This is a genomic window from Thalassococcus halodurans (assembly GCF_900108225.1).
Lineage (GTDB): Bacteria > Pseudomonadota > Alphaproteobacteria > Rhodobacterales > Rhodobacteraceae > Thalassococcus > Thalassococcus halodurans.
In genome coordinates, this window is the sequence record NZ_FNUZ01000002.1 from 765,735 (window position 1) to 778,167 (window position 12,433).

At 58.0% G+C, this 12,433-nt stretch carries 11 protein-coding genes; 7 read left to right on the forward strand and 4 right to left on the reverse strand.

The annotated features are described in order from the left end of the window. The first annotated feature begins 3 nt into the window (after positions 1 to 3). The 3 genes from C4S59_RS08700 (at position 4) to C4S59_RS08710 (ending at position 5,370) form a co-directional block, all read left to right on the forward strand. Positions 4 to 561 carry a heme oxygenase-like domain-containing protein gene (locus tag C4S59_RS08700; protein ID WP_146064522.1) on the forward strand — a complete coding sequence of 186 codons (558 nt, stop codon included), beginning with the start codon at positions 4 to 6 and terminating at the stop codon, positions 559 to 561. Then, positions 554 to 3,121, forward strand: coding sequence for an HWE histidine kinase domain-containing protein (locus C4S59_RS08705; protein ID WP_103910064.1), 2,568 nt, complete (start codon positions 554 to 556; stop codon positions 3,119 to 3,121). The genes C4S59_RS08700 and C4S59_RS08705 overlap by 8 nt, the downstream gene beginning before the upstream one ends. 131 nt (positions 3,122 to 3,252) lie before the next feature. Further along, entirely contained in the window at positions 3,253 to 5,370 is a 2,118-nt protein-coding gene (locus tag C4S59_RS08710) for a DEAD/DEAH box helicase (RefSeq protein WP_103910065.1), read from the forward strand. A 16-nt stretch (positions 5,371 to 5,386) separates the two neighbouring features. Here the strand turns inward: C4S59_RS08710 and C4S59_RS08715 are convergent, their stop codons facing one another. The 3 genes from C4S59_RS08715 to C4S59_RS08725 all read right to left on the reverse strand — a co-directional run bounded on the left by C4S59_RS08715 (position 5,387) and on the right by C4S59_RS08725 (position 7,855). After that, positions 5,387 to 6,121, reverse strand: a complete 735-nt coding sequence (locus C4S59_RS08715; protein WP_234994717.1) for a sulfotransferase-like domain-containing protein — start codon at positions 6,119 to 6,121, stop codon at positions 5,387 to 5,389. Then, positions 6,121 to 7,023 (reverse strand): D-amino acid aminotransferase, encoded by a 903-nt coding sequence (locus C4S59_RS08720; protein WP_103910066.1) that lies wholly within the window; start codon positions 7,021 to 7,023, stop codon positions 6,121 to 6,123. The genes C4S59_RS08715 and C4S59_RS08720 overlap by 1 nt, the downstream gene beginning before the upstream one ends. A gap of 73 nt (positions 7,024 to 7,096) precedes the next feature. Then, entirely contained in the window at positions 7,097 to 7,855 is a 759-nt protein-coding gene (locus C4S59_RS08725) for an IclR family transcriptional regulator domain-containing protein (protein WP_103910339.1), read from the reverse strand. Positions 7,856 to 7,964: 109 nt separating this feature from the next. On the opposite strand from C4S59_RS08725, the gene C4S59_RS08730 reads away from it, so the two are divergent. The 4 genes from C4S59_RS08730 (at position 7,965) to C4S59_RS08745 (ending at position 11,577) form a co-directional block, all read left to right on the forward strand. Further along, the gene (locus C4S59_RS08730) at positions 7,965 to 8,672 is read left to right on the forward strand and encodes a 3-oxoacid CoA-transferase subunit A (protein WP_103910067.1); all 708 of its coding nucleotides are present in this window, start codon (positions 7,965 to 7,967) and stop codon (positions 8,670 to 8,672) included. Next, positions 8,669 to 9,349, forward strand: a complete 681-nt coding sequence (locus C4S59_RS08735) for a 3-oxoacid CoA-transferase subunit B (RefSeq protein ID WP_103910068.1) — start codon at positions 8,669 to 8,671, stop codon at positions 9,347 to 9,349. The genes C4S59_RS08730 and C4S59_RS08735 overlap by 4 nt, the downstream gene beginning before the upstream one ends. Before the next feature lie 11 nt (positions 9,350 to 9,360). After that, a complete protein-coding gene (gene pcaF, locus C4S59_RS08740) occupies positions 9,361 to 10,563 on the forward strand; it encodes a 3-oxoadipyl-CoA thiolase (protein ID WP_103910069.1) in 1,203 nt (400 codons plus the stop codon). A 105-nt stretch (positions 10,564 to 10,668) separates the two neighbouring features. Beyond that, positions 10,669 to 11,577: an MBL fold metallo-hydrolase gene (locus C4S59_RS08745; protein ID WP_103910070.1), complete on the forward strand. Its 909-nt coding sequence runs from the start codon at positions 10,669 to 10,671 to the stop codon at positions 11,575 to 11,577. Positions 11,578 to 11,612: 35 nt separating this feature from the next. Here the strand turns inward: C4S59_RS08745 and C4S59_RS08750 are convergent, their stop codons facing one another. Beyond that, positions 11,613 to 12,209, reverse strand: coding sequence for a hypothetical protein (locus tag C4S59_RS08750; protein WP_103910071.1), 597 nt, complete (start codon positions 12,207 to 12,209; stop codon positions 11,613 to 11,615). Positions 12,210 to 12,433: the final 224 nt, after the last annotated feature.

Sequence of the window (12,433 nt, forward strand, 5' to 3'; positions counted from 1 at the left end):
CCGATGCCAGAGCCACATTTGCGGCAACGTCTGATTGTGGACTTGGCAACCTCTCATCAGAGGTTGGATGACCGCGTTTCCCAGTTTGATCTTGGTAAAAAATCGGGTGTGACCGCGTTTCTTTTGATGCACGAAGCCGGATTGTCCGTGTTGTCACGCAACCAGCTTTGTCCGGACACATCAACGATGATCACCGACCTGCATGCGCGCCTGAAATCGGATCTGGCTGCGCATCAGATTGCTTCGTTGTCGACCAATCAATCACTTGCCACGGACACACACCCAATGGCCGCGAAATACGTGCTGGCCGGATCGCGTCTTGGCGCCGAAGTCTTGAAACGGCGCTGGCTGGATGGCGCAGTTTCAAAAACGGGATTCGGAGAAGCCTATATGCGGGCCCCCCGCCATATCGAGGTTTGGAAGCAATTCCTTGCAGAGGCATCATTGATGCCCGCCCAGACCAAAGTCGCAGACAAAATCGTTGATGGAGCCTCGGCAATTTTTGATCTGTACTTTAACCTAGCTGAAGAAGCCCTGAACGGAGCCGTTTTCAATGCCTAAACTCGACTCTAAGGGCAAACAGGTTGATGTCGACCTGTCCAACTGTGATCGCGAACCGATCCACATTCTGGGGCACGTACAGTCGTTCGGCTGCCTTTTGGCCGTGTCATCGGATTGGATCGTCGTCCACGCGTCCACCAATTGCGCCGAGATGCTGGGCCTGGATCCCGAAGAGGCGATCGGCAAACCCTTCGCCGATTTTTTCAGCCCTGGTTCGATTCACGATCTGAGAACACGCATTCAGGCTCTGGCCTACCAGACCGGCTGCGCCAGAATGTTCGGCTATGAGGTCTTTGAAGACGGTCGGTACTACAACGTATCGATGCACCGTTCGGACCAATTCCTTGTGTTCGAATTCGAAAAGACCACACTTTCCAGCGCTGATCAGGATGACACCGGTCTGGTTCAGGCCCTGATCGGCCGTGTGCAACGCCACGACAGCGTAGAAATGGCATCAGAAGAAGCCGCACGCGCTATTCAGGCCCTGACAGGCATGGATCGCGTCATGGTCTACCGCTTTGACGAGGACGGAACCGGAACAGTCATTGCAGAAGTTCTGAAAGGTCGCGGTGAGCCGTATCTGGGCCTGCGCTATCCCGCCAGTGACGTGCCCAAGCAGGCGCGCGAACTCTATAAGAAGAACCTTCTGCGCATCATTTCCGATGTGAACAGTGAAACCTATCCGATCCTGCCTAAAATAGGACCATCCGGCGACCCGCTGGACTTGTCTCTTAGCGTGTCGCGGGCTGTGTCGCCTATCCATCTCGAATATCTGCGGAACATGGGCGTTCAGGCGTCCATGTCCGTATCGATCATGCGTCGCGACAAACTGTGGGGGCTGTTTGCCTGCCACCACCACATGCCGCGCAACCTTGATTACAAAACCCGCAGCACGATCGAGCTGTTCGCTCAGCTGTTCAACTACGAACTGGCCCAGATCGAAATGGCGCAAGAGTTCAATGACTTGGACACAGCGCAAATTCTGCATGACAAGCTTATGTCGCAAATTTCGGGGGGCGTGACGCTTCTTGATATCTTCAACAGTTTTTCCGACGAAATCCGCTCTGTCATCCCGTTTGACGGGGTTGTCGTTTATTCCGGCGGCAAGTTCAAAGCGAGCGGCATGACCCCGACGGAAGAAGAATTCATGGGACTTGCACGGTTCCTGAACACGACAAAGGGATCGCAGGTTTACGCCACGGACAATTTGGCATCACGCTATGAAGCTGCGGATTCTTTCGAAGATCGCGCTGTTGGCCTGTTGGCCCTTCCGATTTCGCGGAAACCCCGAGATTATCTGGTGTTTTTCAGGCGTGAACTCGCACAGACCGTAACGTGGGCGGGCAACCCCGAAAAACCTGTGGAACTAGGCCCGCATGGAGCGCGTCTGACCCCGCGCAAAAGCTTTGCTGCTTGGAAAGAAGTCGTTCACGGAAAATGCGCATCGTGGCGCGAAAGCGAACTGCGGGCCGCCGAAACGCTTCGGGTCACACTGATTGAGGTCGTGCTGAAGCTCTCTGACGAAGCAGAGGCTGATCGCAAAAAAGCCGAACAAGCCCAAGAACTGTTGATCGCCGAACTGAACCACCGCGTGCGGAACATCCTGACCCTGATTCAAGGGCTAATTTCCCAAGGTCAGGGCAAACAGTCTTCAATCGAAGAATACAGCAGCGTTCTTGACAAACGTATTCACGCACTCGCGCGGGCCCACGATCAGTTGACGCAAAAAGAATGGTCTTGGGTGCCATTGAAGTCGCTGATCCAGACCGAAATCAAAGCCTTCCAATCGGAAAAATCCGAACGCCTGCTGATTGAGGGCGAAGATATCGCGCTGTCTCCGACCGCTTTCACAACATTGGCCCTTGTCATGCACGAGCTGGTTACAAACTCTGCCAAATATGGCGCCCTCAGTGTCCCGGATGGATCGGTGCAACTGAAAATAGGCCGCTTGCCGGATGGATCATGTCATATCGCGTGGCGCGACTGCGATGGCCCGCCCGTCAGTGCGCCCAAGCGCAAAGGCTTTGGCACAACGATCATTGAACGCTCGATCCCATTTGAGCTTCGCGGCGAGGCAGATGTCCGTTATAAGGTCACCGGCTTTGAAGCTGACTTCGTTTTACCAGCGCCACATGTTCAAGAGTACGACGCCATGACTTTCACCGAAACAGCCGTGCAGGACGACATCGATCCGACTGACATCACGCTTTCTGGCGAAGTGTTGGTTCTTGAAGACAACATGATCATCGCGATGGACGCGTCCGATATGCTGTCCGAACTTGGCGCGAAAACCGTTCATACCGCCAACAGCACCAATGACGCGCTGCAAATTCTGGAACATCGTGACATCACATTCGCCTTGCTGGACGTGAAATTGGGAACAGAACTGTCACTGAAAGTCGCCAAGAAATGCGCCGCGCGAAACATCCCCACCATCCTTGCCACTGGCTATGAAGGCAACGCCACCATGACCGAGGCGTTCCCGCAGACACTTGTGATCCGGAAACCCTATACGGTTGAGCACATCAGAAAAGCTGCCGCCAAATGCTTTAAAGGCTAAGGCGAACTGGCCACCTGCGCCAAAGTTTTTCATATACATTTGGGACCGGTCCATATATGGACGCGCTTTCTGCTGCGTCTGTTGCTGCGCCGAGTCGCCCTGACGCCCCTACCCTTCGGAGCTTGTTTGACATGTTGAAATCCCTCTCTGAGGCGCTCGAAGCGCGTGGCTTCGATACCCTTACGCCTGTACAAGAGGCTGTTTCAGCAGAAGAGCTGATCAACGAGGATCTCTTGGTCTCGGCGCAAACCGGTTCGGGTAAGACCGTGGGCTTCGGCATTGCCATCGCGCCCACCCTATTGGGCGACAAAGACCGGATGCCACGCGCGGGTACGCCGATGGCGCTGGTCGTGGCTCCGACACGGGAACTGGCGTTTCAGGTCATGCAGGAACTGCGCTGGCTTTATGAACGCACAGGCGCTGTCGTCACATCCTGTGTAGGTGGCATGGACGTCCGTCAGGAACGCCGGTCGCTGGAACGCGGTGCACATATCGTTGTGGGCACACCGGGCCGTTTGTGCGATCACATCCGTCGCGGTGCGCTGGACCTGTCCGACATCCGCGCTGTGGTTCTGGATGAAGCGGACGAAATGCTTGATCTGGGCTTCCGCGAAGATCTGGAATTCATTCTGGACAGTGCGCCCAAAGAGCGCCGCACCCTGCTGTTCTCGGCGACGGTTTCGCCGGTCATCGCCAAGCTGGCCGAAACGTACCAGCGCGATGCAAAGCGCATCAACACGATGAGCAAATCCAAGCAGCACTCAGACATCACCTATTCCGCACTGCGCGTCGGCCATTCCGACAGCGACAACGCGATCTTCAACCTGCTGCGGTTCCACGACGGCGAAAGCGCGATCGTCTTTGCCAACACACGGTCTCAGGTGAACCACCTGACCGCCCGCTTGTCGAACCGCGGTCTGTCGGTTGTGTCCCTGTCTGGCGAACTGAGCCAATCCGAACGCACCCACGCGCTTCAGGCGATGCGTGACGGTCGTGCGCGTGTCTGTGTGGCCACTGATGTGGCTGCGCGCGGCATCGACCTGCCGAACCTGAACCTTGTGATCCATGCCGATCTGCCGACCAACACCGAAAGCCTGCTGCACCGCTCGGGCCGGACCGGTCGCGCGGGCCGTAAAGGTATCTCGGCGTTGATCATCCCGCCGAAAGTGGTGAAAAAGGCCGAACGCCTTCTGAAATGGGCCAAGATCACAGCCGAATGGGGCAATCCGCCGTCCGCCGACGAGATTATCAAGAACGACGAAGAGCGTTTGCTGAACGATCCGAACTGGACCAAGGGTGTGCCCGAAGCCAACGCCGAGTTCGCCCAGAAACTGCTGGACAAACACGGTGCCGAGGCCGTCGCCGCGATGTTGGTCGATATGTACCAGTCGCGTCACGGTGCACCGGAAGAGCTTCAGACAATCGAAGAAAAAGCGCCGCGCGATTTCAAGGAATTCGGTCCCAGCCGCTGGTTCTCGCTTTCTGTTGGCCGCAATGACCGGGCCGAGCCCCGTTGGCTGCTGCCCATGCTGCTGCGGGCAACAAACCTTGAGAAAGCCGCCATTGGCGCGATCCGTGTTCAGGACAAGGAAACTTTCCTTGAAGTGGCCGAAGCCAGCGCGAATGCGCTGCTGTCCGACATGGGCGAAGCGACCGAACTGGAAGACGGCATCCGCATGACCGCGCTGGACAGCGCCCCTGACCTGCCGCAAGGCCCGCGCAAAGGCCCCGGCGGTCCGCGTGGTGGCGGAGCAAAAGGCGGCTTTAACAAGCGCGAAGGCGGGTTCAAAAAACGCGAGGGCGGCTTCAAAGACCGCGGCCCGCGCCGTGAGGCTCGCGATGACTTTGACCGCCCTGCCCGCAAGGCCGAGGAAAAGCCTGCGCGCACTCCGGCCCCGCGTGAAGCACGGAGCGACGACCGTAATTTCGATGCGCCGAAACCGGCCAAACGTGACAAACCGAAAGAGCGCTACGACGCAAAACCGGCCAAGCCTGCGGATAAGCCGAAAACCGACGACAAGCCGAAGTTCAAAAAGAACGCTTCGGACCCGAGCAAGTCTTTCAAGAAAGACGGCAAGGGCAAACCGCGCGGCAAACCGGCCGCGGGTGGCAAACCTTCCGCTGGCGGTAAATTTGACAAGCCGAAAACCGGTGGTGCGAAGTTTTCCAAGGGCAAGCCACCGGCGCGTGGTTCCAAATCTGCCCCGCCGCGCGGTGGCAATGAACCCCCGCGCCGTCGCAAATCATAAGGGGCGTTTTAGCCCCCTATTCGGGCTTTAGCGCAAAGGTTTTCAGACGCTCGTAAAAAGGCAATGCGGCCTCGGCTATGGCCGCATAGTCGCCTTGCAGTTCGGGCAACGGCCCCTCTTGCCCTGCAAATCCGGTTGATTTCCAAACAGCCCCATACCAATGGCTGGCCCAGGTCCCATCATAGGGCTTGGGCCCCTCTGACCAGCTCAGCATCTTTTCGGATTTATCCAGCCCGAGCTTTCCGCACAGCGCCGCCATCATGCCCGACGGGTTCGCGCGGATGTCGTTTGAATCAATGACCAAAGGCGTATCGCCCGTCATTTCCGCGACCTGATCGAAAAGTTCTGCCTGCTGCTGAAACCCGATGTCCGTAAGACCGATGGCCTCGTGTTTGGCCGAGAAACTGGCCACAACGCGTGCGGGATGGCGGATCAGAAACACGTTGGTCACCTGCCCCATCCAGTCACGCGGCACGCCGTCGATCATGTGTTGGCACATGTGTTTCTGGTAAAAAACCGGCTGCGCATCGGGCACCGGACCCAAACATGCCTGCGCGACCTTAACGGCATCGGGCTCTCCGCCGTCGATCACTTCCTGCCGCATCGGATGATCCAGACCGGTTTTCGACAGATAGGCTGAATAAAACGGCTCATCCCAAACAGCGCAGTCACCCCGCGCGGCGAAGGCGTACATCATGGCGGTGGACAGGTTGCGCGGACCGGACCACATTGCAATGCGTTTTGGCTCCATCACGCGGCCCCCACCATTTTCTGATAGGCCTCTCGGATACGCGCCGTGACCGGCCCCAACTGACCGTCACCAATATCCCGCCCGTCGATTTCACTGACTGGCGTCTGCGCCCCGAACGAGCCTGTCAAAAACGCCTCATCCGCGCCGTAAGTGTCTACCAAGGAATAGTTTTTCTCGAATACAGGAACACCCAGATCACGGCAGATCTGGATCACCTTTCTGCGCGTAATCCCGTTCATGCAGTAGTCGCCGGTCGAGGTCCAAACCTCGCCTTTCCGAACGATGAAAAAGTTGCAGGCATTGGTCGTGTTCACAAAACCATGCACGTCCAGCATCAACGCCTCATCCGCGCCGGCCTTTTCGGCGGCGATACAGGCAAGGATGCAGTTCAGCTTGGAGTGTGAGTTCAGCTTGGGGTCCTGCGTCATGGGCAGACCACGGATATGCGGCACCGTCGCCAGCCGGATCGGACGTGGAATGGACGGGCGCGAATGCTCCATGATGATGGTGATCGTCGGCCCCTGCTGTGACAGGGCCGGATGCTGGAAAGGCCGGGTTTTCACACCACGCGTCACCATCAAGCGTGCGTGTGCATCGGTGGTCATCCCGTTCGCCGTCTGCGTGTCCTTCAACGCTTGGATCAGCGCGGCACGATCCATCCCGATGTCCAGATCAATCGCCTTTGCGGCCTCGAACAAGCGGTCCATGTGTTCGTCCAGAAACGCCCATGTCCCGTTATACAGCCGCATGCCTTCCCACACGCCATCGCCCAACATAAAGCCCGAGTCGTAGACCGACACCTTGGCATCGTCCTTGTGGACGATCTGACCGTTCAGCCAAATCTGTATGTCATTGTTTCTAAGGTCTTCTTCGGCCTGATGGGTAAATGTGCTGTCTGGCATAGCAGGCTCCGTCATGGGGTTTGTTGCCCCACCCTTTCGCCCTTTTCCATCGATGACAAGCTTTGTGAATTCCCTAGGCCAGCACGCGGCGTAGACCGGCCTGAACACGCAGCAATTGGGACAGGTACAGGTCTTTCAATTCGCCTGCATCCAGCTGCACAGCCGCGACGCCAAGGTTCAACGCCGCCACCGTCCGTCCATGGGCGTTCAACACCGGCACGGCGATAGAACGTAGGCCCATCTCGATCTCTTGATCGATAATCTCGTAACCCTGCGACCTGACCTGTGTCAGGCGCGCCATGATCTCGTCGGGATCGGTCAGGCTGTTTGGTGTGCGCGGCGACAGGTCGGATTGATCAATCACTGCACGCGCCTTTTCCTCTGGCAATGAGGCCAGCAAAACCCGCCCCATAGATGTGCAATGGGCTGGCAGGCGCGATCCGGGCATCAGGCCGATGGACATCACCCGTTTCTGGGCTGCCCGCGCAATGTAGACGATCTCGGTCTCGTCCAACAAAGCGACAGACACCGATTGCGCGACCTGTTCGGAAAGCTGGTCCAACCAAGGCTGCACGATCTGCGGCAAAGGTAACGCCGACAGCGCCCCCATGCCCAACCGCAACACCCGCGCCGTCAGTTGGAAATACTTCCCGTCGTAATCGGCATAGCCAAGTTCATGCAGCGTCAGCAAACACCGCCGCGACGTGGACCGGTCCAACCCTGTGCGCGCCGCTGCCTCAGATACGGAAAGACGGGGATGATCGGCGTTGAATGCCTCGATCACCCGCAATCCCTTAGCCAAAGAGCCAACAAAGTCTGTTCTGTTCACCATGTGAACACGCGATATCAGATTTCGAACAAAGTTCAATATGCGCACAGATTTCCTTAACCGCGTCCACGCCCTGCCCTAAACCTTGCGCAAAGCAAAAGGAGAACCGGCAATGGACAAATCATGTGCATCCGCCGCCGAGGCCGTCGCCTGCATCCCTGACGGGGCGACAGTGATGATCGGCGGGTTTGGCGGGTCTGGTGGCCCGATCGAACTTATTCACGCGTTGATCGATAAGGGCGCGAAGAACCTGACAGTGATCAACAACAACGCGGGCAACGGCGATGTGGGCCTTGCGGCGATGATCCGCGAAGACATGGTCGGAAAGCTGATCTGTTCCTTCCCCAAAAGCAAAGACCCGCGTGCGTTTACCGAACGCTATCTGGACGGCAAGATCGAGCTTGAGCTTGTTCCGCAAGGCACGCTGGCCGAGCGTATCCGTGCAGGCGGCGCAGGCATTCCCGCGTTCTACACACCGACCAGCTACGGCACCGATCTGGCCAAGGGCAAACCAGTAGGCGATTTTGATGGCCGTTCCTATGTGCAGGAACGCTGGCTGAAAGCCGACTTTGCCTTAGTAAAGGGCGAATTGGGCGATCCGATGGGCAACATGACTTACCGACTGGCGGCGCGGAACTTTAACCCGCTGATGTGTATGGCCGCGCGCCACACCATCGCGCAGGTGACCAAGCTTGTGCCTGCTGGCGGCATTGACCCCGAACAGGTCATCACCCCCGGCATCTTCGTCAATTCCATCGTCGAAATCGCCAACCCACAGCAGGAAGAAGTGCTGAACCGCGAAGGAGCCGTATACCCATGACCGATTTCGCAGAGATCAAGCTGAGCAACGCGCAAATCGCGTGGCGCGCGGCGCAAGACATTGAAGACGGCGCTTATGTGAACCTTGGCATCGGCTTTCCTGAAATGGTGGCCCAGTATCAGGTCGAAGGTCGGGAAGCGATCTATCATACCGAAAACGGCGTTCTGAACTTCGGTGCCGCCCCTGCCGAGGGCGAAGAAGACTGGGACCTGATCAACGCCGGTAAAAAGGCGATCACGCTGAAGGACGGTGCCGCGTTTTTCCACCATGCCGACAGCTTTGCCATGGTCCGTGGCGGCCATCTGGACGTTGCCATCCTTGGCGCATTCCAAGTGGCGCAAAACGGTGATCTGGCTAACTGGTCGACCGGCAAAGGCGTGCCCGCCGTGGGCGGCGCGATGGACCTTGTTCATGGTGCAAAGCGTGTGGCGGTTGTCACCGATCACGTCACCAAGAAAGGTGATCCGAAACTGGTGGCCGAATGCACCATGCCGCTGACGGGCGTTGGCTGCGTGACCCGCGTTTACACCAGCCTTGCTGTGATTGATATCGAGGACGGGCATTTCGTTCTGCGTGAAAAGCTGCCACAGATTTCGCTAGAGGAATTGCAGGCCGTTACAGGTGGCGAGTTGAAGGTGCAAGGCACCGTCGCCGATCTGATCGTGCCAGAACTGTAAGGGGGATAATCATGACCGACGTATATATTTGCGACTATATTCGCACGCCCATCGGCCGCTTTGGCGGTACACTTTCCAGCGTACGCGCAGACGATCTGGGTGCGATCCCGATCAAGGCATTGATGGCCAAGCACGACATCGACTGGTCCGCTGTTGATGAGGTGATCTATGGCTGTGCCAACCAAGCAGGTGAAGACAACCGCAACGTGGCGCGCATGTCTGCCCTGCTGGCGGGTCTGCCTGAATCCGTACCCGGCACAACGATGAACCGCCTTTGCGGCTCTGGCATGGACGCGCTGATCACAGCCGCGCGTGCGATCAAGGCCGGTGAGGCCGAAATGATGATCGCTGGCGGTGTGGAAAGCATGACACGCGCGCCGTTTGTGATGCCCAAGGCGACAAGCGCCTTCAGCCGCGCCAACGAAGTTTTCGACACCACCATTGGCTGGCGTTTCGTCAACAAGCTGATGAAGGCGCAGTATGGCGTCGACAGCATGCCTGAGACCGCTGAAAACGTGGCCGAAGATTTCAACATCTCGCGCGAAGATCAGGATGCTTTCGCTGCCCGTTCGCAGGCCAAAGCAGGTGCTGCGATCGAAAACGGTCGTCTGGCGCAGGAAATCACGCCTGTGACGATCCCGCAGCGCAAAGGCGACCCGATCATCTTTGACACCGATGAACACCCCCGCCCGGGCACGACGGCGGACAAGCTGGCCAAGCTGCCAGCGCCGTTCCGTGAAGGTGGCTCGGTCACAGCGGGCAACGCGTCTGGCGTCAACGATGGTGCAGCCGCGTTGATCGTGGCGTCCGAGGCGGCGGTCAAGGCGCATGGTCTGACACCCATCGCCCGCGTTATGGGCGGTGCCACAGCCGGTGTCGCGCCGCGCATCATGGGCTTTGGTCCTGCCCCTGCGTCCAAGAAACTGATGGCGCGTCTGGGCCTGACGCCCAAGGATTTTGACGTGATCGAACTGAACGAAGCCTTCGCGTCGCAAGGTCTGGCGACACTGCGTGATCTGGGCATCGACGATGACGACGCACGCGTTAACCCGAACGGTGGCGCGATTGCGCTTGGCCATCCGCTGGGCATGTCCGGCGCACGCATCAGCGGCACCGCCGCGCTTGAGCTGCAAAACACCGGCGGTCGCTACGCCCTTGCCACGATGTGCATCGGCGTCGGCCAAGGTATCGCCGTCGCGCTGGAACGCGCCTAAGCATATTGCTGCCCTGTTCACTGCAGGGCGGCGAAAACCCTTGATCCCCCGAATATACTCAATCATATTCGCATGTAAGAATTTTATGCGATTTGGGAGGATCACATGACAATTACACGCCGACGCCTTTTGAAAACCAGCGCTGGTCTTCTGGCCGCGACTGCTGCCCCGCGGTTTGCCATTGCCGAAACCGCCGCCGGAACCGGCACTGTGACGTCGCTCAGCGATGGCTCCCTGACGCTTCCTGCCAGCATGATTATCGGCGACACACCGATGAATCAGGTGCAACCCATTCTGGACAAATACAACGTCTCGTCCGAGGCCTTCACGCCACCCTGCAACCTGACGCTTTATCAGGATGGCGAACGCACGGTTCTGTTCGATGCCGGTTCCGGACTGGAGTTCATGGCCAGCGCGGGCCAGATCCACGACAGTCTGGATGCCGTTGGCCTGAGTGCGGATGACGTCACCGACATCGTGTTCACCCACGCCCACCCAGACCATCTGTGGGGCCTGCTGGATGATTTCGGCGATATCGCCTTTTCCGAGGCCACGTTCCATATCGGCCGCAAGGAATTCGAATACTGGAGTGATCCGGAAACCATCAACACAATCGGTGAGGCCCGCGTGCCTTTTGCCGTCGGCGCAAAACGTCGCTTGGATGAAATCGCTGACGTCGTCCAGTTGTTCGAGGATCAGGACCAGATCCTGCCGAACGTGACCGCCATGGCCAGCTACGGGCACACGCCTGGCCATATGTCGTTCATGATTGATGGCGAGGCAGGCAATGCCTTTGTCATCGGCGATGCCATCGGCAACCACCATATCGCCTTTGCCCGCCCTGACCTGCCCTCTGGCAGCGACCAGAACGCAGAGGAAGGCATCCAGACACGCGTCGCGATGATGGATATGTTGGCCGCAGACAATGTTCCGATCATCGGGTTCCACCTGCCTGACGGCGGTATGGGCCGCGTTGTGCGCGATGGCGATGGCTACGTCTTTAACGCCGAATAAACACTCGGCTTCAGGATGCCCGTCAGGCGGCCGGCCTACGGGCATTCCTTTGGAAGATATGGATTTCGTTGCAAATCAAGCGGTTCAAAGCGCATCTTCAGCTTTGACCAGTTGTAGTGCGACGGCTCATTGTCCGGCGCAACCAGAATGGCGTGATAGGCCCAGATATGCGACCTGCTTTTTGCAGTGCTCACGATGAAGGGCAAACGCATATCCGCGAGACGCGTCAACAGCTTTGTGTAGTCGGTGCCCACCGGTGCGATGATACAAGCCGCTTCTAGGTCCACTGCAACGCCCCGATGCGTGTACATGGCAAATGCATGTGCCCAAGACCACGCCGCCAGCAAAACCAGAACCAAACCGGCCTTTCCCGTGCCACCTAGAAATTCGGTTCTGCGCGCCACCACATTGGCGCACATCCGGACAAACGCCGCCAAACCAGCGGCTACGAACAAGACGATGGCAGCCTCTGCCCGTGTCCCAGCGCCCGAAACAAGAAATGCAGCGATTGCACCACCGATCAAAACGCCGAAAGCCAGAAAAAAGAGCAGCTTAAAGGCCCACGTCTTCCCTGCCTCTTTGGATTGGAAAACCAAAGCCGCCAACAACAACAGAACAGCCGAAACGGCCAAACCAATCGCCCAAGTGCTTGATCCGATTGAAAACCAACTGCTGATCCAAAATGCGGTAATGGCCGTTGGCGCGACTGCCCTGATCAAAATCCCACTCCAAAGAGCCTAGAAAACACGCGCGACCGTCGCAGACCGCGCATCTTCTTGTCTAGGTCGAAACCACCCCGCCTGACCGGATGCCAATAAAAACCGCGCCCGACGGAGACATCGGGCGCGGCATGTCG